The sequence below is a fragment of the Kineosporia succinea genome, assembly GCF_030811555.1.
GTDB lineage: Bacteria > Actinomycetota > Actinomycetes > Actinomycetales > Kineosporiaceae > Kineosporia > Kineosporia succinea.
This window is the reverse complement of the sequence record NZ_JAUSQZ010000001.1, coordinates 297313-320230: the sequence shown is the minus strand read 5'-3', so window position 1 is coordinate 320230 and position 22918 is coordinate 297313. Positions and strand designations below refer to the sequence as shown.

The 22918-nt window shown below is 71.1% G+C and carries 21 protein-coding genes; 14 read left to right on the top strand and 7 right to left on the bottom strand.

What is annotated here, in order from left to right; genetic code table 11:
• Positions 1 to 8 precede the first annotated feature (8 nt).
• Positions 9 to 488: a DUF456 domain-containing protein gene (locus J2S57_RS01490; protein ID WP_307237307.1), complete on the top strand. Its 480-nt coding sequence runs from the start codon at positions 9 to 11 to the stop codon at positions 486 to 488.
• A gap of 205 nt (positions 489 to 693) precedes the next feature.
• Here the strand turns inward: J2S57_RS01490 and J2S57_RS01485 are convergent, their stop codons facing one another.
• Both J2S57_RS01485 and J2S57_RS01480 read right to left on the bottom strand, forming a co-directional pair.
• The gene (locus J2S57_RS01485; RefSeq protein ID WP_307237303.1) at positions 694 to 2817 is read right to left on the bottom strand and encodes an ABC transporter ATP-binding protein; all 2124 of its coding nucleotides are present in this window, start codon (positions 2815 to 2817) and stop codon (positions 694 to 696) included.
• 830 nt (positions 2818 to 3647) lie between these two features.
• Positions 3648 to 4274, bottom strand: coding sequence for a nitroreductase family protein (locus tag J2S57_RS01480; protein ID WP_307237300.1), 627 nt, complete (start codon positions 4272 to 4274; stop codon positions 3648 to 3650).
• A 118-nt stretch (positions 4275 to 4392) separates the two neighbouring features.
• On the opposite strand from J2S57_RS01480, the gene J2S57_RS01475 reads away from it, so the two are divergent.
• The 3 genes from J2S57_RS01475 to J2S57_RS01465 all read left to right on the top strand — a co-directional run bounded on the left by J2S57_RS01475 (position 4393) and on the right by J2S57_RS01465 (position 8896).
• A complete protein-coding gene (locus J2S57_RS01475; RefSeq protein ID WP_307237297.1) occupies positions 4393 to 7011 on the top strand; it encodes a bifunctional acetate--CoA ligase family protein/GNAT family N-acetyltransferase in 2619 nt (872 codons plus the stop codon).
• A gap of 201 nt (positions 7012 to 7212) precedes the next feature.
• Entirely contained in the window at positions 7213 to 7788 is a 576-nt protein-coding gene (locus J2S57_RS01470) for a DUF5998 family protein (protein ID WP_370882544.1), read from the top strand.
• Between the two features lie 4 nt (positions 7789 to 7792).
• Positions 7793 to 8896: an alkaline phosphatase family protein gene (locus J2S57_RS01465; protein ID WP_307237290.1), complete on the top strand. Its 1104-nt coding sequence runs from the start codon at positions 7793 to 7795 to the stop codon at positions 8894 to 8896.
• Positions 8897 to 8950: 54 nt separating this feature from the next.
• On the opposite strand, the gene sepH is transcribed toward J2S57_RS01465, so the two are convergent.
• Entirely contained in the window at positions 8951 to 10240 is a 1290-nt protein-coding gene (gene sepH, locus J2S57_RS01460) for a septation protein SepH (RefSeq protein WP_307237287.1), read from the bottom strand.
• A 287-nt stretch (positions 10241 to 10527) separates the two neighbouring features.
• Between sepH and J2S57_RS01455 the strand changes: the two genes are divergently transcribed.
• Complete coding sequence (locus tag J2S57_RS01455) at positions 10528 to 11667, top strand: ferrochelatase (protein ID WP_307237284.1); 1140 nt, start codon at positions 10528 to 10530, stop codon at positions 11665 to 11667.
• Entirely contained in the window at positions 11664 to 12512 is an 849-nt protein-coding gene (locus J2S57_RS01450; protein ID WP_307237281.1) for an inositol monophosphatase family protein, read from the top strand. Before J2S57_RS01455 ends, J2S57_RS01450 begins: the two co-directional genes overlap by 4 nt.
• 31 nt (positions 12513 to 12543) lie before the next feature.
• Here J2S57_RS01450 and J2S57_RS01445 read toward each other — a convergent pair whose 3' ends face one another.
• On the bottom strand, positions 12544 to 12774 hold the full coding sequence (locus tag J2S57_RS01445) for a hypothetical protein (protein ID WP_307237278.1): 231 nt from the start codon (positions 12772 to 12774) through the stop codon (positions 12544 to 12546).
• 597 nt (positions 12775 to 13371) lie between these two features.
• On the opposite strand from J2S57_RS01445, the gene J2S57_RS01440 reads away from it, so the two are divergent.
• Positions 13372 to 13671, top strand: coding sequence for a DUF4193 domain-containing protein (locus tag J2S57_RS01440; protein WP_231486427.1), 300 nt, complete (start codon positions 13372 to 13374; stop codon positions 13669 to 13671).
• A 46-nt stretch (positions 13672 to 13717) separates the two neighbouring features.
• On the opposite strand, the gene J2S57_RS01435 is transcribed toward J2S57_RS01440, so the two are convergent.
• Positions 13718 to 14179 (bottom strand): DUF3093 domain-containing protein, encoded by a 462-nt coding sequence (locus J2S57_RS01435; protein ID WP_307237271.1) that lies wholly within the window; start codon positions 14177 to 14179, stop codon positions 13718 to 13720.
• A gap of 150 nt (positions 14180 to 14329) precedes the next feature.
• On the opposite strand from J2S57_RS01435, the gene dut reads away from it, so the two are divergent.
• From dut to J2S57_RS01410, 5 genes are all read left to right on the top strand, one after another.
• On the top strand, positions 14330 to 14776 hold the full coding sequence (gene dut, locus J2S57_RS01430; RefSeq protein WP_370882543.1) for a dUTP diphosphatase: 447 nt from the start codon (positions 14330 to 14332) through the stop codon (positions 14774 to 14776).
• A complete protein-coding gene (locus J2S57_RS01425; RefSeq protein ID WP_307237266.1) occupies positions 14776 to 15531 on the top strand; it encodes a DUF3710 domain-containing protein in 756 nt (251 codons plus the stop codon). Before dut ends, J2S57_RS01425 begins: the two co-directional genes overlap by 1 nt.
• 300 nt (positions 15532 to 15831) lie before the next feature.
• Positions 15832 to 16263, top strand: coding sequence for an OB-fold nucleic acid binding domain-containing protein (locus tag J2S57_RS01420; RefSeq protein WP_307237263.1), 432 nt, complete (start codon positions 15832 to 15834; stop codon positions 16261 to 16263).
• A gap of 29 nt (positions 16264 to 16292) precedes the next feature.
• Positions 16293 to 16991: a DUF3159 domain-containing protein gene (locus J2S57_RS01415; RefSeq protein WP_307237260.1), complete on the top strand. Its 699-nt coding sequence runs from the start codon at positions 16293 to 16295 to the stop codon at positions 16989 to 16991.
• A 204-nt stretch (positions 16992 to 17195) separates the two neighbouring features.
• On the top strand, positions 17196 to 17699 hold the full coding sequence (locus tag J2S57_RS01410) for a hypothetical protein (protein ID WP_307237256.1): 504 nt from the start codon (positions 17196 to 17198) through the stop codon (positions 17697 to 17699).
• A gap of 72 nt (positions 17700 to 17771) precedes the next feature.
• Here J2S57_RS01410 and J2S57_RS01405 read toward each other — a convergent pair whose 3' ends face one another.
• On the bottom strand, positions 17772 to 18434 hold the full coding sequence (locus J2S57_RS01405; protein ID WP_307237253.1) for a potassium channel family protein: 663 nt from the start codon (positions 18432 to 18434) through the stop codon (positions 17772 to 17774).
• Complete coding sequence (locus J2S57_RS01400; RefSeq protein ID WP_307237250.1) at positions 18434 to 19102, bottom strand: potassium channel family protein; 669 nt, start codon at positions 19100 to 19102, stop codon at positions 18434 to 18436. Before J2S57_RS01400 ends, J2S57_RS01405 begins: the two co-directional genes overlap by 1 nt.
• Positions 19103 to 19279: 177 nt before the next feature.
• Between J2S57_RS01400 and J2S57_RS01395 the strand changes: the two genes are divergently transcribed.
• Positions 19280 to 21325 carry an APC family permease gene (locus tag J2S57_RS01395; protein WP_307237248.1) on the top strand — a complete coding sequence of 682 codons (2046 nt, stop codon included), beginning with the start codon at positions 19280 to 19282 and terminating at the stop codon, positions 21323 to 21325.
• The gene (locus tag J2S57_RS01390) at positions 21318 to 22802 is read left to right on the top strand and encodes a class I SAM-dependent RNA methyltransferase (protein ID WP_307237245.1); all 1485 of its coding nucleotides are present in this window, start codon (positions 21318 to 21320) and stop codon (positions 22800 to 22802) included. The genes J2S57_RS01395 and J2S57_RS01390 overlap by 8 nt, the downstream gene beginning before the upstream one ends.
• Positions 22803 to 22918: the final 116 nt, after the last annotated feature.

Genomic DNA, 22918 nt, shown 5'->3' with positions numbered 1-22918 from the left:
ACCACCCGATGAGCACCGAGACCGTCCTGGCCGCGGTGCTCATCGTCGTCGGGCTGGCCGGTGTCGTCGTGCCGGTGCTGCCCGGGCTCGTGCTCGTGGCCCTCGGGGTCGGCCTGTGGGCCTTCGCCGAGGGCTCCGTCGCGGGCTGGGTGGTGTTCGGCATCGCGGTGGCGGTGCTGGTGCTGGGCACGGTCGTGAAGTACGCCCTGCCCGGAAAACGCTTGCGCGAGAGCGGTGTGCCATGGATCACGTTGGCCGCCGGGGCATTACTCGGTGTGTTCGGCTTCTTCCTGGTCCCGGTCGTCGGCCTGTTCCTCGGATTCATCCTCGGGGTCTACCTGGCTGAGCTCCTTCGGCTGTCGAGCCACGCGGCGGCCTGGCCCTCCACGGTGCAGGCGCTCAAGGCCGTCGGGCTCTCGATGCTCATCGAGCTGGCTGCCGGCCTGCTCGCCACCGCCGTCTGGATCGGCGGGGTCGTCCTGGCCTGAGGCTCCTCCGAGGTTGGAGCAGAGCCCGGGTATGCAGCTGAAGAGTCGATCGTTAACGAATTGGCCTGCGGACTTGACGCATCGGCCAGCTGATTTCAGAAGCCGGGCCCCTGCCTCCAGCTGTCCGGCCGTGATGCCGCCCGCGGCTGAGCGAGCCTGTGAGCTGGTGCCGCCCGTCACCTGCGGACGAGTCGGCGCGGATTCCTCAGCTCGGCTGGGCGGGGGCCTGGTTCTGCTCCTGGGCGCGTTCCCTGCGGATCAGCTGCGACCGGGTCGTCGTGGCCTTGGGCGGTTCGGTGCGGCGCCGTCCGGGGCTCGGCCTCGCGTCCGGCGGGTGTCCGAACGTGCGTGGCCCGGTCGTCCATGGTTCGGAGGTTCGTGGTTCGGAGATCCGCGGTTCGGAGGTTCGTGGTTCGGGGCTCGCGTCGGGCACGGCCACAAGGCCGGTGGAGTGACCGAGCCTCTGGCCGACCCGGATCGGGCGGGTGCGGGAGTGCGGCGAGACGCTCGAACGGTGCACCCGGCCGGCCCGGATCTCCACGACCTGGTCGGCCCGGCGCGTCAGTTCGCGGTCGTGCGTGACCAGCAGCACGGTGCGTCCCTGCTCGGTGAGGAGGCGCAGGGTGGTGATCAGGTCGTCCGCCGCCTGGGGGTCGAGACCGGTGGTCGGCTCGTCGAGCACCAGCACCGGACCACCACGCAGCAGTGCCCGGGCCAGCGCCAGACGCTGGCGCTGACCTCCCGAAAGAGCCCGGCCGCGCTGACCGACCGGGGTGGCCAGGCCCTCGGGCAGCCGCTTCAGGAACTCCTCGGCGCCGCTGTCCTGGGCCGCGATCCGGATGGCGTCGGTGCCCGGGTCCCGGGCGACGCCGTAGGTGATGTTCTCGCGCACCGTCTCGTCGAACATGAACGGTTCCTGCGGCAGTAACGTCACCTGGTCACGCAGTTCCTCCAGCGGGAAGTCGCGCAGGTCGCGGCCCGCGAGCAGCACCCGGCCGGTGTCCGGGTCACGGAACCGCACGAGAAGCTCCACCAGGGTGGACTTCCCGGCACCGCTCGGCCCGGTCACCATCACCAGCGCACCCGCCGGGATGCGCAGACTCACGTCGCTGAGCCGGTCGGCACGCCCGGGGGAGCGCACGGTCACGTTCTCGATGACCAGGTCCGGGCGCGCGAGGGGCACCGGGCGAAGGGCCGCGGTCGGGTCCGTGGTCGGGTCCGGGTTCGGGGGCGGCGAATGGTGGACGCGTCGGTCGGCTCCGGCGGCCGGCTCGAGTTCGCGCACGGCGGGCGTCAGGTCGAGCAGCTCCACGAGCCGCGCCGCACTGGTTCCCGAGCTGGACGCGGTGAGCCCCAGCTGGCCGAGCGCGGTGATCGGCGGGTACAGGAACGTCAGGTACGCGGTGAAGGCGAGGAGTCCGCCGACGGTCAGGTCACCGGTCGCGATGTCGATCACCCCGATACCGATGACCGCGAGAAGCCCGGCCGTCTCGACCAGTTCGGTGAGCGGCCCCTGCACGGCCGCGAGCCGCGTCTGGCGCAGCCGGGCGGTCATCAGCCGGCCCGAGACCAGCGACAGGCGGCGCCGTTCGGCGGGCCGTGCGTTGTAGGCCTGCACCAGGGCCGAATTGGTCAGGCTCTGCTCCAGGGCGGACGTCAGAGCACCGTGCGCCACCCGGGTACGCATGGAGAAGCGGTGGGTGCGGTCGGTGAGCCAGCGGTTCAGCAGCCAGATCACCGGTGCGGCGGCGAGCACGACCAGGGCCAGCATCCAGCTCTGCCGCCAGGCCGCGATCCCGAAGATGACGACGGCGAGCGCGGATCCGGCGGCGTCGATGATCCCGGTCACGGTGAGGTGCTCGACGTCCTCGGTGTCGTCGACCACCCGGGACAGCACGTCACCCAGGGCCCGGCGGTCGAGTTCCTCGGGGGCGACGGTGAGCAGGTGGTCGTGGGTCTGTGCGCGCAGACGCCGGGAGAAGCGCTCGGCGGCCGACGCGGTGAGCACCGACCCGAGGTAGGTGAGGGCCGCCGCGCACAGCGTGATCCCGGCCCAGATCGCCGCCGGGTGCCAGAACTGGGACAGGTCAGCGTCTTCCACCGCCCCGTCGATGAGGGTGGAGAGCAGCTCGATGCCGATCGCGTCGGCGACCACGGCCAGGGTGAAGGCCAGGAGCGCTCCGGCCATGGCCGCCCGGCGGCCCCGGGTCAGCGGCCAGAACCGGCGCAGCACCTGGGGCCAGGTGAGCCGGGGCGGGTCGGTCGCCTCGTCGGGGACCGGGTCGGCACCCGGGGTGGGAACCTCGCCGGACGGGACCGGGCTCACCATGTCGTCTCTTCTTTCCTTGGGGCGATGCGGCTTTCACCGCCGTGGGGGGAACGCTGCCGGACCCGGCTGACAGCGGTCCGGCCGGAGTCTGGGAGGTGTCCGTGACCGTCGTCGCCCGGCCGGGCAAAACCCGGCGGGGCCGGTGCACATCTCTGTGCATCGGCCCCGGCCTGTGGCTGGACGCGCCTCGGGAGTCTCAGTCCCGTCCGGCCCGCGCCGGCTGCGGCTGCTCCTGCTGCTCGCGGCGCTTCTTCTTCGGCTGCGCCTCGACCTTCTCGGCGGGGCGACGGTGACGGGCCTTGAGGATCTTCGTCATGTTCGGCTCCTTCGTGTTGCCAGCGACCGTTTCGCTGTCGTGGGAAGAACACTGCCGGTCGATCCTGAGAGCAACAGATCCGTGACCTTTGAGAAACATAAGTTCATGCAGGCGTATTGGCCTGTCACTCTCCGGAAAATGTTCTCTCTCAGGGAAAAGCAGCGGGGCCGGTGCACACGCGTGGTGTGCACCGGCCCCGGCCTGTGCTCTCAGGCCCCTCGCTCAGTAGCGGTCAGCTCCGGGGGAGCTGGATCTCAGTTGTCGCGACCGGCCCGTGCCGGCTCCGCCTGGGGGCGCTCGTCGCGCTTCTTCGGCGGGGTCACGGTCTTCTCGACGGGACGACGGTGCCGGGCCTTGATGATCTTCGCCATGGTGTTCTCCTCAGTTGTGTTGCGAAGCGGTGTGTTCCGCTGTCGTGAGAAGAACTCTGCTCCCCGATCCTGGCAGAACCGGGAGGGGAACCTGGGAGCCCCGTCTGACCGGCGAACACAGTGACGCACAGGGGATTCCGGTCTCAGATCCGGAACGGTTGGCCGAAAGTTCCCTCGTGGGCGACCTCTTCGACCGGTCGACGTCCCCGCTTCAGGGACGGCGACTTCCGGTCCGTCCCCGGCTCGGGCGGATGTCCCAGGCTGATCACCCCGACGATCCGCCGGCCCGCCGGGATGCCGAACGCCTCCAGCACCTGCGTGCGGCGCTGCGGCGGCACTCCGAAGAAGCAGCCCGCCAGTCCCGCGTCCACCGCCGCGAGCAGGATGATCATCGACGCCATGCCGGTGTCCACGTCCCAGTAGGGCACGGGCCAGCGTGCCTCGTCGCGATCGGTCCAGCCCTTGTCGGGCTCGGCGTAACGGTCGAGATAGGCGTCGCGGTCGGACAGGCACAGGATCAGCGCCGGCGCCGTGCTCATGCCCCGCAGCCAGCGGTCGGGCTCACGATCGGGGTCGGCGGTGGCCTCCCAGAAACGACCGGTCTGCCCGGCGGTGCTCAGCACCACGAAGTCCCATCCCTGGCTGAACCCCGCACTGGGCGCCCGCACCGCGAGGTCGAGCAGCCGGTGCAGGGTCTCGCGGGGCACCGGGCGGGAGGAGTCGTAGGTGCGGACCATGCGCCGGCGACGGACAGCGTCCTCAAATTCCATGACCGTGATCCTGCCGCCCCCACGCTGCCTTCGCGAAGGGGCGGCGTGCACCAGATCACCCCCACGAAGGACCTCCGGCCCGGCGCGTAACGCCGCCGCCTTGCGTAGCCTGGTGAACGTGGTCCGCGACTACCCCCTGCACTGGGAAGCCGACGTCGTGCTGCGTGACGGCGCGACCGCACACCTGCGCCCGATCACCGCCGACGACGCCGACGCCCTGCAACGCTTCCACGTGCACCAGTCACCCGAGTCGGTCTACCTGCGCTTCTTCGCGCCCATGCCCCGCCTGTCCCCGCGCGACCTGCACCATTTCACCAACGTCGACCACTCCGACCGGGTGGCCCTGATCGCGGTCCTCGGCGACGACATCGTGGGTGTCGGCCGCTACGACCGCCTGGGCCCGAGCAGTGACGCGGCCGAGGTCGCCTTCAACATCAGCGACGCGCACCAGGGCCGCGGCATCAGCTCCGTCCTGCTCGAGCACCTGGCCGCGGCGGCCCGGGAGAACGGCATCCGCCGCTTCGTCGCCGACGTCCTGCCCCGCAACCGCAAGATGCTCACCGTGTTCCAGGAGGCCGGCTACGAGGTCAAGGCCCGCTTCGACGACGGCGTGATCGAGGTCCGCTTCACCATCGACCCGACCGAGAAGTCCCTGGCCGTGATGGAGGCCCGCGAGCACCGCGCCGAGTCCCGCAGCATGGAGCGCCTGCTCAACCCCTCGTCGGTCGTGCTGATCGGCGCCAGCCGCCGCACCGCGACCGTCGGCCACCGCCTCCTCGCCAACATCGTCGGCGGCGGCTTCACGGGGCGTCTCCACCTCGTCCACCACGAGGCCGACCAGCTCCTGGGCCTGCCCACGGTGAAGAACCTGAAGGACATCGAGGGCCCCATCGACCTGGCCCTGATCGCGATCCCGGCGCAGGGCGTGCTCGACGTGGTGCGCGACTGTGCCGAGCACGGCGTGCGCGGAATGGTGGTCGTGTCCAGCGGTTTCGCCGAGACCGGCGACGAGGGACTGGCCCGGCAGCGCGAACTGGTGCGCACGGCCCGCGCGCACGGCATGCGGGTGGTCGGCCCGAACTCCTGGGGCCTGATCAACGCCGGTGAGAACGTCCGGCTCAACATGTCGCTGATTCCGGAGCTGCCGAAAGAGGGCCGCCTGGGCCTCTTCTCGCAGTCCGGCGGGCTCGCGGTGGCCGTGCTCGACGCGGTCGAGCGGCGAGGCCTGGGGGTGTCCACCTTCCTGTCCGCGGGCAACCGGGCCGACGTGTCCGGCAACGACTGCATGCAGTACTGGGAGGAAGACCCGCACACCGACGCCGTCGGCCTGTACCTGGAGAGTTTCGGCAACCCGCGCAAGTTCTCGCGGATCGCCCGTCGCCTGGCCCGCTCCAAACCGGTCATCGTGCTCAAGTCCGGCCTGTCGAGTTTCGGGGTGCCGCCGGGGCATTCCGTCAGAACCAGCACCGCGCCGCGCGAGGCCTTCGACGCCATGCTGCGGCAGTCGGGCTGCATCCGCGTGCACACCGTGGCCGAGATGCTCGACGTGGCCCAGGTGGTCATGCACCAGCCCCCGCCGAAGGGGCCGAACGTCGCGATCGTCGGCAACAGCGACGCCCTGAGCACCCTGATCGCCGACGCCTGCGTGGCCGCGGGCCTGTCCGTCGCGCACAAACCCGTCGCCCTCCACCCGCAGGCCAGTGCCGAGCAGTTCCGCGCCGCGCTCACCGAGGCCTTCGCCGCCGACGACGTGCACTCGGTCGTCGCCGCCTTCATCCCCCCGATCGCCACCGAGGCCGGCGAGGTGGCCCGGGCGCTGTCCGAGGTCTCCGCCGGATCGCCCGAGATCCCGGTCGTGGCCTGCTTTCTCGGCGTCCACGGGGTCAACCGGGCGCTGAACAACATCCCGTCCTACCCGACCCCCGAGGAAGCGGTGCGCGCCCTGGCCAAGGCCGAGTGGTACGCCCGCTGGCGCCGCCGTGACCCGGGGGAGCGGTTCGAGCCCGCCGACCTCGACCTCGGCGCCGCCCGAAGCATCATCCAGCAGGCTCTCGACCAGGACGAGGAGCACCTCGGCCCCGAAGCCTCCGCCCAGCTGCTGCGGGCGTTCGGCATCACCCTCTGGCCCCGTACCCCGGTGACCACCGCCGACGAGGCGGCCACCGCCGCGTTCACCATCGGTTACCCGGTCGTGCTCAAGACCACCGCGCCGCACCTGCGTCACCGCGTCGACCTCGGGGGAGTGCGCCTCAACATCGAGGACGAGGCCGAGCTGCGCGCCGACTTCGCCCAGATGCGCGCGAGTCTGGGGCCGGGCGAACTGGTGGTGCAGACCATGGCCGAGCCCGGTGTGGCCTGTGTGCTGCGGACGGTGGAGGACCCGCTGTTCGGCCCGGTCGTCTCGTTCGGGCTCGGCGGTGACGCGATCGGGCTGCTCGGTGACGTCGCCCACCGCATCCCGCCGCTGACCGACGTCGACATCTCCGACCTGGTGCGCTCGGTGCGCGCCGCGCCCAAGCTGTTCGGGCACAACGGCGCCGCCCCCGTCGACGTGCCCGCCCTCGAAGACCTGATCGGCCGTCTCGCCTGCCTGGCCGACGAGCTGCCCGAGATCAGCCGGCTCGAGCTCAACCCGGTGGTGGTCGCCGAGCACGGGCTCGCGGTGCTCGACGCCGAGATCCGGGTGGCCCGCACCCCCGACCGCTCCGACAGTGCGCGCCGCGAGTTGCCCTCCTGAGCAGGCCGGCAGTGCACCGACGAGGGACGCGCCGGTCGGGTCGGGTGGGTCAGGTCACCTCGGGAGTGCACGCTGGTGGGCGAACATCAGGGCGTGCCCTGCGCCGGCGCAACCGCGGAGTGACAAGATGGGGCAATGCGTGAAGGACCCGGGACGGACGCCACGGTGAGCCAGCCGGACGGCCAGCCGATCGATGAGTCGATGGACGAAGCCCTGCCCGAAGAGCTGGTGGCCGAGGTGGAACGGGCTGGTTTCTACCCGTCCCTCGTCCTCGACTCGCTCGACGTCGCCATCGCCGGTGAGGCCGTGGTCTCGTACCTGGTGCAGCAGGAGACCACCTTCGACCGGGTGGAGGTGCGCCGGCACGTCACCGTGCTGAGCCTGACCCCCACCCGCCTGGTCGTGGCCCACGCCGACGACCACGACCCCGACGCGCTGAGCCCCGAGCCCTACGCCTCGGCCTCCACCGAGGCGGTGCCGCTGGGCAAGGTCACCTCGGTCGTGCTCTCGCACGCCGTCACCGCCCCCGAGCACCACCGCAGCGGCGCCGTGCCCCGCGAGCTCAGCCTCACCATCGGCTGGGGCTCGCTCACCCGCGTCGACCTGGAGCCCGCCTCCTGCGCCGACCCGGACTGCGAGGCCGACCACGGCTACACCGGCACCCTGGCCGCCGACGACATCACGGTGCGCCTGTCCGCCGAGGCCGAGGGCGCCGCCGCGGTGAAGGCGGCGAAGGCGTTCGCCCGGGCCCTGTCGGCGGCGACGGCCCGGCCCTGACGTCTTGAGCAACACCGGAACCCTCGCCGATGTCCTCCCCGCGGCCGCCCGGGCCCTGAACGGCGCGACGAGGAAGGGCCTGCTCCCGAAGGCCCGCACGGTCGTGGTCATGCTCGTCGACGGGCTCGGCGACCAGCTGCTGGCCGCCAACTCGGGGCACGCGCCGTTCCTGCGCCGCCTGCGGCAGAACGCGCACTACGCCCGGCTGAGCTCCGGCTTCCCCAGCACCACGGCCACCAGCCTGGGCATGCTCGGCACCGGTCTGCTGCCCGGCGCCCACGGCCTGGTCGGCCTCGAGGTGCTCGACCCCGACCGCGACCGGCTCTTCAACGAGCTGATGTGGGACCCGGCGGTCGACCCGCGCCGCTGGCAGCCCGCCCCCACCGTGTTCGAGCAGGTGGCCGGCACCGGTAAAGACGTGATCCGGATCGGCCCGGCCTTCTTCGACGGCTCCGGCCTGACCGAGGCGGTGCAGCGCGGGGGCCGGTTCGTGGCCGCCCGGTCGCTCGAGGAACGTGTCGACGTGGCGATCGCCGCGGCCCGGAGGTCGAAGGGCGCGCTGATCTACGTCTACTGGGGCGACCTCGACAAGATCGGCCACGAGCAGGGCTGCTCGTCCTGGAAGTGGCTCGCCGAGCTGGAACGCGTCGACGCCTGCGCGCAGGCGCTCGCCGACGGCCTGCCCGCCGGCAGTGTGCTGGCCGTCACCGCCGACCACGGCATGGTCGACGTGCCCTTCGAGAACCGTCTCGACGTCGCCCACGAGCCCGAACTGCTCGACGGCGTGCGGCATTTCGGCGGAGAACCGCGCTCGCTGCAGATGTACTGCGAGCCCGGTGCGGCCGACGACGTGGCGGCCGCCTGGCACGCCCGGGTCGGCGGCGACATGACCGTGGTCACCCGCGAGGAGGCGGTCGAGGCGGGCTGGTTCGGCCCGGTCGAGCCGCACGTGCTGCCCCGCATCGGCGACGTGGTCACGGCCGCCACCGGACCGGTCGCGGTGGTCGACTCCCGCACGGCCCGCCCGCAGACGCTGCGTCTGCTCGGCCTGCACGGTTCCCGCACGAGCGTCGAGACCGAGATCCCGCTCCTGGTCGCGCAGAACTGATCCACCTCCGACGAGGGACGCGTCCCTCGTCGGAGGTGGTCGGCTCCGGAAACCTCAGTCGCGCCGCTGGCCGAAAACGATGTCGTCCCACGAGGGAACGCTCGCCCGCCGCTGCTTGCGGCTGCCGGCCGAGGGACGGCGCCCGGCGGGCACCGGGGTCTGCTCCGGCTCGGCGGCCTCTGCGGCGGCGTCACCGTCGGTGTCGTCGTTCTCCAGTTCGGCGCGCTCGCGTTCGGCCCGCTCCCGGCGTTCCCGCTCGGCGCGTTCCCGCTCGCGTTCCGAGCGTTCCCGCTCGGAACGGTCGCGGTCGAGCTTGTCGCGGTCACCCCGCTCGGGGGTCCGCGCCTCGGGACGGGCCACCGGGGCGTCGTCCTCGTCGGGGTCGGTGTCGATGCTGTCGAGGTCGTACATCGACTCGGCGTCGGGCAGCACCAGCACCTCACCGTCGCGTGCGTCCTGGGGACGCGAGCGCGCCGGGTGGGCGGCCGGCGGCTCACCCATCGCGTCGGTGCGGTTGAGCAGCGAGTCGATCGCCTCGCGCACCGGGTCGGCGTGACCGGTGCGGTCGTCGTCCTCACTGAGCGCGCGGCTGCGACGGCCCCGGCGCTCGCGCAGCGTGTCGAGCAGGTTGACGGCGGCCGGTTCCTCGTAGGCGGGCCGGGCCACGACGCCCTGCTCCTGGTCGTACGGGCGGTCGCCGCCGCGCCCGGGGTTCACCGAGTTCAGGCGGCGCATGCCGGTGGGCGAGGTGGGCGGCGCCGGGTCGGCGGCCTGTGGCTCGTCCTCGGTGAGCCAGCGGGCCTCGTCGTTGTGGGCGGTGACGTGACGCAGGCTGGCGTTGTAGAGCCAGCGGGCCTGACGCAGCGTGGAACCCGCGATGAACTCGAGCGCGAGCACCCAGAGGCCGTCGTCGCCCCGCCACGCGTCCCAGGTGATGGACGAGGAGTCGACCTCGCGGGCCTGCAGGCGTTCGGTGACGGTGTCGTCGAGCGACAGCGACTCGGCGCCGCCACCCCGCCGCACCCGCACCCGGCGGGCCTGCTCGGCCAGGTAACCGCGCTCGGCCAGGACCGGGCCCTCGTACTTGCGCACGTGCTCCAGCGACAGGCCGGCCGCCTCGGCCACCTCTTCCGCGGTCTCACCGGCGCGGATGCGCGCCTGGATCTCGCGCGGGCGCAGGCGGCCCTCCGACTCGATCTGGATCTGGCTCAGACGGGCGCGGTCGCGGCGGATCGCGGCGCGCAACGCGTCGTCCACCCGTAACCGGAAGCGCTGGCCGTTCGGCCCCGCGACGAGAAGGTGTTCTCCGTCTTCGTGTACGCCGACGAGCGAAAGATCTTCCATGTTCACTCCCTCCGGCAAACGCGACCTGCGAGAAGACTGTGCCACTTCGTACCCCATCGGCGAAGCACATGGCTGGGCGAGTCGGCACCGAATTCGATGATCGGCCCGGATCCACAGCTGAGCGCCCAGTGTCCTACGTGACCTGGGTGCCGATGAAATCACGTTGTGTGGTTGTCGGGGAGGCGAACCCGATTATGGACGCGGGGGCGGGGCCCGCCGTCCGGCGACACGCTGACCCGTGCCCACCCGGACGCGCGCCCGGGGCAGCGACTTGGCAGGATCTATCCGTGAGCTCCTTGAAGCCGTACGACGCCGTCCTCCTGCTGTCCTTCGGCGGCCCCGAGGCTCCCGACGAGGTGATGCCGTTCCTGGAGAACGTGACCCGGGGCCGGGGCATCCCGCGGGAGCGGTTGCTCGAGGTGTCCGAGCACTACATGCACTTCGGCGGGCGCAGCCCGATCAACGACGAGAACCGGGCGCTGCTGGCCAACCTGCGCGAGCAGCTGACCGCCGCCGGGGTCGACCTCGACCAGACCCCGGTCTACTGGGGCAACCGCAACTGGGCCCCCTTCACCACCGACGTGCTGCGCGAGGCGCACGAGAACGGCGCCCGCCGGGTGCTCGCCGTCGTGACCAGCGCCTATCCCAGCTACTCGGGCTGCCGCCAGTACCGCGAGGACCTGGCCGAGGCCCTGATCACGCTGTCCCGCGAGGGCCGCTCGATGCGGGTCGACAAGATCCGTCACTACTTCGACCAGGACGGGTTCCTCAGCCCGATCGCCGAGTCGATCACCGAGGCCCTCGGCACAGTGCCCACCGGCTCGCACATCGCCTTCGTGACGCACTCGATCCCGGATGCCATGGACGACGCGTCCGGCCCGCAGGGCAACGCCTACACGAAGACGCACCGCGAGGCCTGCGAGGCGGTGCTGTCGCTGCTCGCGGTGGACACGGTGCCGGAGTGGGACCTGGTCTACTGCTCGCGCTCCGGCCCGCCGTCGCAGCCCTGGCTGGAGCCGGACATCGGCGACCACCTGGCCGGGCTGAAGAACGCCGGCGTGCCGGGCGTGGTCTGCGTCCCGATCGGGTTCGTCAGCGACCACATGGAGGTCGTGTTCGACCTCGACACCGAGGCCGAGGAGATCGCCCAGGGCCTCGACCTGCCGTTCGTGCGGGCCGCCACGTCGGGCCGGGCCACCGCCTTCGCCGCGATGCTGGCCTCGCTGGTGGTGGAGCGGGCGGCGGCCGAGCGCGGCGAGAACCCCGAGCGCGGCTCGCAGGCCGGTTCCGGCCCCTGGCACGACGTCTGCCCGGCCGGGTGCTGCGCCAACCTGCGCAACCCGGACAAGCCCGCGGCCTGCGGCGTGGACTGGGTGCTGCCGATCGACACGTCGTCCGCCGCGGCCCCGGCCGAGGTGACGCGGTGAGTGACGCCCGGGCCCTGCGCGGGCTCGCCGAGGAGGTGGCCCGGGCCGGGGGAGACCTGATCCGGGCCGGTCTGGCCGACGACCCGGCCGCCCGGGAGGTGACCGCCACCAAGTCGACCGAGACCGACATCGTCACGGCGATGGACCGGGCCGTGGAGCGGCTGCTGCGCGAGCGCATCGCGGCGGTGCGGCCGAACGACGGCCTGCTCGGCGAGGAGAACGGCTACCAGCCCGGCGACTCCGGCCTGACCTGGGTGCTCGACCCGATCGACGGCACCGTGAACTACCGCTACGGCATCGACGCCTACGCGGTGAGCGTGGCCGTGGTCGAGGGCGACCCGACGGTGGACGGCGCCTGGACCCCGGTCGCGGCCTGCGTGCACAACCCGGCCACCGGTGACACCTGGACGGCCGGGCGCGGACTGGGGGCGCAGCTGACCCCCGGCGACGGCTCCCCGGCCCGCACGCTGGCGCTGGGGGCTCCTCCGGAGCTGGGACAGGCCCTGGTGGCCACCGGCTTCGGCTACGCCGCGGCGCGGCGGGCCGGCCAGGCCCGGGTGCTGACGGGGCTGCTGCCCACTATCCGCGACATCCGGCGGATCGGCAGTGCGTCGCTCGACCTGTGCGGCGTGGCGACCGGCACGGTCGACGCCTACTACGAGCGGGGGGTGAACGTCTGGGACATCGCCGCCGCGGTGCTCGTGCTCACCGAGGCCGGTGGAACGGTGAGCGGCCTGCGCGGGGCCCCAGCCGGTGGGGCGATGGTCGTCGGAGCGGCGTCACCCCTCGTGGAGGGGCTCTGCGACGTCCTCGGGCAGCTGGACGCCGACTCCGACCCGGTGTGAACCGGTTGTCACCGCGGTGACTGCGGGTCGCTCAGGCCGTCGCCGCGTCGGGGCGGCCCTGGGGGATCCGCAGGCCGTAGGCGCTGAGCGACTCGGCCACCCCCTCGAGGGGGATCTGGTGGTCGGCCGCCACCCGGGCGATCGACTCGATCTGGTCGAGCGAGACATTGACGAGATATTCGTCCCCGCTGGCCTGAGCCTGCTGGAGCCAGGTCAGCGCCTCTGCCGCACGGCCCCTGATCTGCGCGACGAACTCGCTCATTCACTTCTCCCTCACTCGCCCACCGGACAGGCCGGCGGGCCCTTCAACGACGGGGGCCATCTCCACCGGCGCTGGTGCATGGTGTGTCCCACGAGTGAATTCCGGCTGCGAACAGGCCGTGGGTCGACTGTGAGGCGCACTGCACCGCCCGACACTCTACGTTCCACGCGGGGTGACCGGAACGGGTGCCGGTGTGACGGGAGCCGACCGGTGCGGGAACATTTCGTGACGACCACCCGTTAGGGGCCACGTCCAGCGACACAGGGTGAGGGGTCATCCGCACTGTGACGGGAAATTGTGTCGATCTCCCGGGGTGGCGGTATGGCCAACGGCGCTGGACTGGTGCACAATCCCTGCCGCAGAGAGCGGGCACAAATCAGGCTCCGGGCGCGTTAGTCCACAGTCCGGCGGCACCGACCTTGATGTGCAGGGCGCGGGCACCGTCACCTCGGCGTAAGACAGCACCACCGCACCATCGGCAACGACCAGCAATCCCGTTCTCATGGGGGAAACGCGACCTCGACCGGTCCCGCCGCCGGCGGCATCGGGAGCAGGGCACGTCCTCGTGGGTTCCACACACCGGAGCGTGACCTAACAATGGCAACCGACTACGACGCGCCGCGCAAGACCGACGACGACCTCAACGAGGACTCGCTCGAGGAGCTCAAGGCCCGTCGCGTGGACAAGTCGACCGGCTCGGTCGACGAGGACGAGACCGAGGCGGCCGAAGGCTTCGAGCTGCCCGGTGCCGACCTCTCCAACGAGGAGCTCTCGGTCCGGGTCCTGCCTCGGCAGGCCGACGAGTTCACCTGCATGAGCTGTTTCCTGGTGCACCACCGCAGCCAGCTGGCGGGCGAGAAGAACGGCCAGCTCATCTGCAAGGAGTGCGCCGCCTGATCAGGCTCTCCTGATCAGGGCCGTGTGAGCGGTGGGCGCGGGCTCGTCACGAGCCCAGCGCCCGCACCCACTCCTGCGGCCGGCGGGTCGAGATCAGCCAGTACGGGGTGGGGTCGGCCGGATCGTCGAGCGTGACCCTGATCCCCGTGCGCACCCACGCCCGGGTGCACAGGTAGGCCCGGGCGTCCAGGTCGACGCCGTGCGCGGCGCGCATCTGCGCGGCGTCGAGCGGCTCGACCTTCGCCACCAGGGAGGCCGGCACCTTGGCGCGACCGGCCGCGAAGACCCCCTTGGCGAGGCTCAGGCGTGGGGTGAAGCCCACCACCAGCCCCACCGTGAGCACGACGCAGAGCACGCTGGTCACCAGGGCCACGGTGGTGTTGATCGGCCCGGGGATGAGCCCGAACGATGCGCCCAGCAGCACGAAGACGAACCACATCGCCGGTGACGGCGACAGGGACTCCTCGAGGCGCTTGACCTTGGCCTTCTGCTGCTGATCCGAGCTCATGAAATCAGCTTCCCACGCCCGGATCCGGAGTGTGCGCCAGGTGGTGCGGCGCTCTGGCTAGGCTGTTCCACCGTGAGCACGTCTTCCGCGCCGGCCGGCGCTCCCGACGGTGGCCCCGCCGGGCCGGGCTTCGAGCCCGGCCAGGTCGAGGTGCTGCTGCAGCGGCTGCACCCGGACCTCCCCGTCCCTGGTTACTCCCATCCCGGCGACGCCGGTGCCGATCTGGTCACGTCGGAAGACGTGACGCTGGCACCGGGCGAGCGCCGCACGGTCGGCACGGGGGTCGCGATCGCCCTGCCCGACGGGTACGCCGCGTTCGTGCACCCTCGGTCGGGTCTGGCCGCCCGTCACGGGTTGACGGTGGTCAACGCACCCGGCACGGTCGATGCGGGATACCGCGGTGAGATCAGGGTCACGCTGCTGAACACCGACCGCGAGACCGCGGTCGAGCTGAAGCGGGGAGACCGGATCGCCCAGCTGGTGATCCAGGCGGTGAGCCGGGCGTACTTCGTCCCGGCCGAGCGGCTGCCGGGCTCCGCCCGCGGTGAAGGCGGCTTCGGGTCCACGGGGCTCCGAACGCAACGAGGAGAACACTGATGAGCTGGTTCCGACGCAACAAGGGGGACGACGCCTCCGGCGTCGACGAGGCCCAGGACGTGGCCTCGACGCAGCCGGAGGAGGACTCGGAGGAGTCCGCCTCCCCGGCCGCGCTCACCGACGTCTACGACCGGTCGAAGGGCCCCTGGGACGAGTCCGAGGCCGACGCCGAGGAGACGTACATCGATCTCGGCGCGATCCGGCTGCCCGCCAAGGAGGGCACCATCCAGCTGCGCCTGGAGATCGAGGAGGAGACCAGCAAGGTCATCGCCGCGACCGTGCAGCTCGACGACTCCGCGGTGCAGCTGCAGGCCTTCGCCGCGCCGCGCACCTCCGGCATCTGGGACGAGATCCGCGGCGAGATCGCCGCCAGCGTGAGCCGCCAGGGCGGTGAGGTCGACGACGTCCCCGGCGTCTTCGGCCGCGAGCTGCTCGCCAAGGTTCCCGCGCGCACCCCCGACGGCCGCACCGTGCTGCAGCCCGCCCGCTTCTCCGGGGTCGACGGCCCGCGCTGGTTCCTGCGCGCCGTGTTCCACGGTGCCGCGGCCCTCGACGAGCAGAAGGCGCTCGAGCTCGAGAACCTGGTGCGTGACGTGGTGGTGGTGCGTGGCGCCGAGGCGATGGCCCCGCGCGAGCTGCTGCCGCTGCGCCTGCCCGAGAACGCCCAGCCCGCCGAGGGCGAGGGCGAGCCGGCCGAGGGCAACGACACGCTGCGCCCGCCGGAGCGCGGTCCGGAGATCACCGAGGTCCGCTGAACCGCTTCCTCACCCGCGGGGCGGGCCGGGCGTCGTCGCCAGTGGTGCGACGCCCGGCCCGCCCTTCGTGTGCGGTGGGCCGTCCGGCTGAATCTGACCGGCACCGGTATCGATCCGGACGTCCCGGGGCTCTTCCGGATGCGTCAAGAAATGATCAAGGTTCCCTGCACGTTCGGGAATAAATTCTGAATTACCTTGTTGAGCAGGAGTTCGCCAGAGCAGGAAAGAGTGCTGATGGCCACTCTTCCGGAACACGGGGAGCGGGCGGAGAGCGGGTCCGGGATGGGTACGCTGAAATCCGTGAGCAAGCAGATCACCGGTGATCAGGCGACGATCGTGCCGGTAGACACCAAGACGGCCGAGCGCTTCGGCCTCCGTCGCGCCCTGGCCCGGTTCACCGCGCCGCAGAGTGTCGTGCACGCCGACGAGGAGCGCGAGCAGGCCCACCGTCTCGGGGGCACGCCGATCGCGCAGCTCAAGGGCCGCCAGCCGGCCATGGTCTGCGGCACGCTCCGGGCGGTCACGCTGCGCCCCCGCGCCGGGGTCCCGGCGCTGGTCGCCGAGCTCTACGACGGCAGTGGCAGCATCTCCGTGGTCTGGCTGGGCCGGCGCCACATCGGCGGGGTCGAGCCGGGCCGCCGCATCCGGGTGCAGGGCGTGGTCTGCGAGGCCAGCGGCACCGCCACCATCTTCAACCCGAAGTACGAGCTCGTGCCGGGTTCCGGTAGCTGATGACCGGCTCCCCGGGGGATCATCATCAGGTGACGGAACAGGCTGAGCACGCGGCGGAACGGGTCGGCAAGGGCAAGTTCGGGGCGGCCGTGGCCGCCGAGTTCGACCTGCAGAAGGCGATCGGTGGCCCTAGAGGGGTCATTGAGTCGGTACTTCCGTACACGGTCTTCTCCATCGCCTACGCCATCACCCAGGATCTCCGCACCTCCGTTTATTCAGCTCTGGCGCCTTTGGCCGTCCTACTGATCGTGCGGCTCGTGCGACGGGAGCCACCGGTCCAGGTGATTTCTGGGGCTATGGGCATCGGCCTGGGAGCATGGGCGGCGCACCAGACCGGTCGAGCATCTGACGTCTTCCTTTGGGGAATCCTGAAGAACGGGGGCTCGGCACTCCTCGGCATGATTTCTGTCGCCGTTCGTTGGCCGCTGGTCGGGGTCTTCGCCGGCCCGCTGACCGGTGAGATGTTCGCGTGGCGGTCTGACAGGGCCCGTTACCGCGCGTACGTTCATGCAACCTGGATCTTTATCAGCCTGTTCGTGCTCCGTCTGGCCGTACAGGTGCCGCTCAGCATCGCCGATCAGGCAGTACTTCTAGGCCTCCTCAACGGTTTTGTGCTTGGCATCCCTTTATTCGCCCTGGCCGTCTGGGGCATGTGGCAGGTACTCAGACGCGTTCCTGTCACTGTCGCGGAAGCTAGCCAGGTGAACGAGGAAAGCTCTACCCCGTAGGGGCCGAGTCAGCCACCTTTCCGATTTCAGTCTCAGTGTGGCAAAGTTCGCTTTCGATGGATTTTCGCTTGTCTGGTTCGTACCGTATCCCCCGCACTTCGGCGCAGCCTCCGAAGTGTTCGGAAGGGCACAGGGATGCCTGTGCCCGATGCGGGAGGTATGGGTAAATTGTTCAGACGGATTGCTGGAGTATGTGCTCTGGTCTTGGCTCTGTCGTTGTCTGCAATCGTGTCGTCGACAGGAGCTCAGGCGGCAAGCCTCCCGGTAGTCAAGGGTGCTGTTCGGGCGGCGGCAGCAGGCGACTACTCGACGGCCAGTGCGGTGGGGTACCAGTGGTTCGGATCCGCTTGCGCGACGGTCTTTGGGCAGAAGGTCTGCTGGCCGGGTGGCTACCTGGGACATTCGATCAAGGGCAGCAAGCTCAAGATCACTCGCGAGGATGCCAACGTCGAAGATTTGGTCGGGGCGGGCGTCGTGGGTGGAATTTACTGCAACTACCAGTTCACCTTCAGTTACTACAACACGAGCGGTGATCTTTACCGCTCGCGGAAGAGTCCGATGGTGAGCAAGTGCACCTCGTATGGCGACAGTCCGATTGGTCATGTTTTCAACAAGGACATCACCTTGGCCCACGCTGGACGAGCGTGCGCCCGGTTCATTGCGAACGGGAAAACACTCGCGACCCAGTGCCACAACATCTCGAAGTAGTCCTCGGGGGAACTGAGCTAAGGAGCAGGTGTCCTTCTCCAGACACCTGCTCCTTAGCTCATCAAAGAGATCTCACGCCCTCGGGTTCAGCAGCTGCTGCAGCGCGTCTTCGCTCTCGGGCACGGTGATGAACATCAGCTCGTCGCCGGCCTCGAGCGCGTCGTCGCGGCTGGGCGGGATCGGGCGCTCGCCACGGATGATGCCGACCAGCACGGTGTCGTCGGGCCAGGCGATCTCGCCGACCGTGGTGCCGGCCAGGGGTGAGTCGTCGGGCAGAGTGAGCTCGACCATCGCGGCCTGCCCCTGCTGGAACGTGAAGATCCGCACCAGCTCGCCGATCGAGACGGCCTCCTCGACCAGCGCCGTCATGATGCGCGGCGTGGAGACCGCGACGTCGACGCCCCAGGCCTCGTCGAACATCCACTCGTTGGCCGGGGTGTTCACGCGGGCCACGGTGCGGGGCACGCCGTACTCGGTCTTCGACAGCAGCGACACCACCAGGTTCGCCTTGTCGTCACCGCTCGCGGCCACCACCACGTCGCACTCGGCCAGCCCGGCGTCGGCCAGCGAGCTGATCTCGCAGGCGTCGGCCAGCAGCCACTCGGCCTCCGGCACGCTGGTGACGCGGATGGCGTTGGGGTCCTTGTCGATGAGCAGGACGCGGTGCCCGTTGGTGAGGAGCTCCCGCGCGATCGAGCGGCCCACGCTGCCGGCCCCGACGATGACGATCCGCATCAGAGCTCATCCTTCGTCGGCGCGACGGCCATGCGTTGTTCGACCTCGGTCAGCTGGTCGTGCCGGAGCACGAAGTGCACCAGGTCGCCCTCCTGGTAGACGGTGTCGGCGCCGGGCACGACGCCCTCGCCGAGCCGGGTCAGGAACGCCACCCGGGCCTGCGACGCGGCCTCCAGCGAGGGCATGCGCCGGCCCACCCAGCCGGTGTGCACCTGCACCTCGGCCAGGATCACGGCGCCGGAGGGGTCGCGGAACTCGGAGATCGCCCCGGCCGGCAGGAGCCGGCGGGCCATCTGGTCGGCCGTCCAGCGCACGGTGGCGACGGTGGGGATGCCCAGGCGCTGGTAGACCTCGGCGCGGCCCGGGTCGTAGATGCGCGCGACCACGTTGCTCACGCCGAACGTCTCGCGGGCCACCCGGGCGGCCAGGATGTTGGAGTTGTCGCCGTTGCTGACCGCCGCGAACGCGTACGCGTCTTCGATGCCGGCCTCGGTGAGCGTGTCCCGGTCGAAGCCCGGGCCCACCACCCGGCGGCCCTCGAAATGCGGCCCGAGGCGGCGGAAGGCGTTCGCGTTCTGGTCCACCACGGCGACGGTGTGGCCCCGGTCCTCGACCATCTGGGCCAGCGTGGAGCCGGTCCGGCCGCATCCCATGATCACGAAGTGCACGTAAGCCCGGCCTCTCGACAGCGACGCGCGGTCCGCCCTCTCGGCACCGCCCGTGGCCGAAGGTACACCGGTCCGGTGGGCCCTCTCGCTCAAGGGCCGGTCAAGTGTGTGCCACCGGCCGGAACCAGTCCCACCGCCTGTCGTACCGCTGGGCGAACAGGCCTACGATGACCCGTCGTGCCCAACTTTCCTGGCGCTCTGAAGAGGCTGCTCGTGGGGCGGCCGGTGCGTAGTGAGCGCCTGGGCGAGACCTTGCTGCCCAAACGCATCGCGCTGCCGGTCTTCGCCTCCGACGCTCTCTCGTCGGTGGCCTATGCGCCCGACGAAATCCTGCTCACGCTCGCGGCCGCCGGACTGACCTCGTACGCCCTCTCGCCCTGGGTCGGTGTCGCGGTCGTGGCGGTCATGCTCATCGTGGTCGCCTCCTACCGGCAGAACGTGCACGCCTACCCCTCCGGCGGCGGCGACTACGAGGTGGCCACGGTCAACCTCGGCCCGACCGCCGGCATCACGGTGGCGAGCGCGCTGCTGGTCGACTACGTGCTCACCGTCGCCGTGTCCATCTCCTCCGGGGCCCAGTACGCGGCCTCGGCCATGCCGTTCCTGCGCGGGCACGAGGCGTTCCTGGCCGTCGGCCTGGTCGTCGTGCTGACCACCATCAACCTGCGCGGTGTGCGCGAGTCCGGCAGCGCGTTCGCGGTGCCCACCTACGTCTTCATGTTCTCGATCCTGGGCATGAGCGCCTGGGGCTTCGTGCGGTTCTTCACCGGTGACCTGCCGCAGGCCGACTCCGCCGGCCTGACGCTGGTGCCGGAGGACCAGTTCAACCAGGGGCTGGTCGGCCTGGCCGGGGGATTCCTGCTGCTGCGCGCCTTCTCGAGCGGCTGCGCCGCGCTGACCGGGGTCGAGGCGATCAGCAACGGGGTGCCCGCGTTCAAGGTGCCCAAGAGCAGGAACGCGGCGATGACGCTGGCGATGCTCGGCACGATCGCGGTCACCATGCTGATGTCGATCATCATCCTGAGCCGGCTCATGCACGTGCGGTTCGCCGAGTTCCCCTCCGAGCAGCTGTTCCTCAACGGGGTCTCGGTCGGCGACGACTACGTGCAGGACCCGGTGATCGGCCAGATCGCCGACGCCCTCTTCGGCAGCTTCCAGCCGGCCTTCTACCTGGTCACGTTCGCGACCGGGCTGATCCTGATCCTGGCCGCCAACACCGCTTTCAACGGTTTCCCGGTGCTCGGCTCGATCCTGGCCAAGGACGACCTGCTGCCCCGTCAGCTGCACACCCGGGGCGACCGGCTGGCCTACAGCAACGGCATCATCGCGCTCGCGGTCGGGGCGAGCCTGCTGATCATCGCGTTCGACGCACAGGTGACCCGGCTGATCCAGCTCTACATCGTGGGCGTCTTCATCTCGTTCACGGTGAGCCAGACCGGCATGGTGCGGCACTGGACGCGGCTGCTGAAGCTGGAGACCGTGCCCGCCGCCCGGCGCAAGATGCAGCAGTCGCGGATCATCAACTCGATCGGCCTGACCATCACGGGCAGCGTGCTGGTGGTGGTGCTGATCACCAAGTTCACCCGCGGCGCGTACCTCGCCCTGATCTTCATGGCGCTGCTCTTCCTGCTGATGCTCGCGATCCGCCGGCACTACCGCAAGGTGCGCGCCGAGCTGGCCGAGGAGGACGACACCAGGGGACGCGCGCTGCCCTCCCGGGTGCACGCGATCGTGCTGGTCTCCAAGCTCCACAAGCCCACCCTGCGCGCGCTCGCCTACGCCCGCGCGTCCCGCCCGTCGGTGCTGGAGGCGGTCACGGTCACCGTGGACGCCGACGAGACCCGGCGCCTGCAGGACGAGTGGGACCGCCGGGACATCCCGGTGCCGCTGCGGGCGCTGGACTCGCCCTACCGAGAGATCACCCGGCCCGTGCTGAACTACGTGAAGAGCGTGCGCCGGGAGAGCCCCCGCGACCTGGTGGTCGTGTACGTGCCCGAGTACGTGGTCGGACGCTGGTGGGAACAGCTGCTGCACAACCAGAGTGCGCTGCGCCTGAAGAGCGGGCTGCACTTCGTGCCCGGCGTGATCGTGGCCAGCGTGCCCTGGCAGCTGCGCTCGTCCAGCCACCGTCTGGGCGAGGAGAGCAAGCCCGCACCGGGGGACGCGCGGCGCGGCACCCTGCCTCACGAGACCGATGATTCGAAGAAGGAACAGAATGCCTGACGGCGACCAGCACCACTCCCACACCCCGGCGGCCGCGCGGGACGAGGCCGGCCCGGGCCTGGTCACCGACGAGCTCGTGCAGCTCGAGATCGGCCCGGTCGCGCACGGCGGGCACTGCGTGGCGCGTTACGACGGACGGGTGGTCTTCGTCCGGCACACGCTGCCCGGCGAGGTCGTGCTGGCGCGGCTCACCGAGTCCGCGCCCGACGCCAAGTTCTGGCGGGCCGACGCGGTCGAGGCGATCGAGCCCTCGCCCGACCGGGTGCCCGCGCCCTGCCCGGTGGCCGGTCCGGGCCTGTGCGGCGGCTGCGACTGGCAGCACGCCGACCTGTCCGCCCAGCGCCGGCTCAAGGCCGACGTGGTCACCGAGCAGCTGCGCCGCATCGCCAAGCTCGACCCGGTGCCCGAGGTGGTCGTGGAGGGCCCCGACGGTGACGGGCTGGGCTGGCGCACGCGGGTGCGGTTCACGGTCGACACCGAAGGACGTCCCGGGCTGCGCAAGCACCGCTCGCACGACGTGGTCGCGGTCAAGGAGTGCCTGATCGCGACGCCCGACGCGGCCGAGCTGGGCGTCACCCAGGCCCGCTGGCCGGGAGCGCTCGCGGTCGAGGTGATCTCCCCGTCCACCGGTGGCCCGCTGGTGGTGGCCGAGCCGGTCGCCGGGCGCACCGGTGACAAGCTGCGCCTGCCCAAGCTGCCGCAGGGCACGAACCTGGCCACGCGCGACGAGTCCGGGGTGCACCAGGTCAAGGGACGCACCTGGGTCTCGGAGGAGGTCGTGGTCGCCGGTTCGCCGCGCCCGTTCCGGGTCACCGGCACCGGCTTCTGGCAGGTGCACCCGGCCGCCGCGCAGACGCTGCACGACGCCGTGATGGAGGCCGCCCAGGCCCGGCCGGGCGAGCGCGCGCTCGACCTGTACGGCGGCGTGGGCCTGTTCGCGGCCGGTCTGGCCGAGCAGGTCGGCGTCACCGGCACGGTGGTGCTCGTGGAGGGTGACAGCCGCGCCGCGTCCGACGCCCGGCGCGGGCTGCACGACCTCGACCAGGTGCGGGTGGAGGCCGGGTCGGTCTCGCGGGTGCTGCCGCGTCTGGCGACCGAGGGGCAGCCCCTGGCCGAGGGGGGAGCCGACGTGATCGTGCTCGACCCGCCGCGCTCGGGCGCCGGCAAGGACGTCATCGCGCAGATGGTGGCGCTGGCCCCGCGGGTGATCGTGTACGTCGCCTGTGACCCGGCCGCGCTCGCCCGCGACCTGGCCACGGCCGACGCCGCCGGTTATGCGCTGAGCGGTCTGCGGGCGTTCGACCTGTTCCCGATGACCCACCACGTCGAGTGCGTGGCGGTTCTCGAGCCCAGGGACGGACGCCCGGAGCCCCGGGAGGTGCCGGTGGTCACCGAGCGCGCGCCTCGCCAGAACCGGCCGAACCAGGCCCGTCCGTCGCAGAGCCGCCCGGCGCGCCCGGCCCGCCGCCGGAACTGAGGTGTTCGCGCCCGTCCGGCTGGACCTGATGCGTTCCCGCCCGTCCGGCTGGACCTGATGCGCCACCGCCTGATCGGCCGGACCTGACGCGTCCCCGCCCGGCCGACTGGATGTGA

Excerpts from the sequence above, each read along its gene's own strand:
- J2S57_RS01490 (WP_307237307.1), top strand. The coding sequence starts at position 9 with ATGAGCACCGAGACCGTCCTGGCCGCGGTGCTCATCGTCGTCGGGCTG.
- J2S57_RS01485 (WP_307237303.1), bottom strand. The coding sequence starts at position 2,817 with ATGGTGAGCCCGGTCCCGTCCGGCGAGGTTCCCACCCCGGGTGCCGAC.
- J2S57_RS01480 (WP_307237300.1), bottom strand. The coding sequence starts at position 4,274 with ATGGAATTTGAGGACGCTGTCCGTCGCCGGCGCATGGTCCGCACCTAC.
- J2S57_RS01470 (WP_370882544.1), top strand. The coding sequence starts at position 7,213 with ATGGACGAAGCCCTGCCCGAAGAGCTGGTGGCCGAGGTGGAACGGGCT.
- sepH (WP_307237287.1), bottom strand. The coding sequence starts at position 10,240 with ATGGAAGATCTTTCGCTCGTCGGCGTACACGAAGACGGAGAACACCTT.
- J2S57_RS01445 (WP_307237278.1), bottom strand. The coding sequence starts at position 12,774 with ATGAGCGAGTTCGTCGCGCAGATCAGGGGCCGTGCGGCAGAGGCGCTG.
- J2S57_RS01440 (WP_231486427.1), top strand. The coding sequence starts at position 13,372 with ATGGCAACCGACTACGACGCGCCGCGCAAGACCGACGACGACCTCAAC.
- J2S57_RS01435 (WP_307237271.1), bottom strand. The coding sequence starts at position 14,179 with ATGAGCTCGGATCAGCAGCAGAAGGCCAAGGTCAAGCGCCTCGAGGAG.
- J2S57_RS01425 (WP_307237266.1), top strand. The coding sequence starts at position 14,776 with ATGAGCTGGTTCCGACGCAACAAGGGGGACGACGCCTCCGGCGTCGAC.
- J2S57_RS01405 (WP_307237253.1), bottom strand. The coding sequence starts at position 18,434 with ATGCGGATCGTCATCGTCGGGGCCGGCAGCGTGGGCCGCTCGATCGCG.
- J2S57_RS01390 (WP_307237245.1), top strand. The coding sequence starts at position 21,318 with ATGCCTGACGGCGACCAGCACCACTCCCACACCCCGGCGGCCGCGCGG.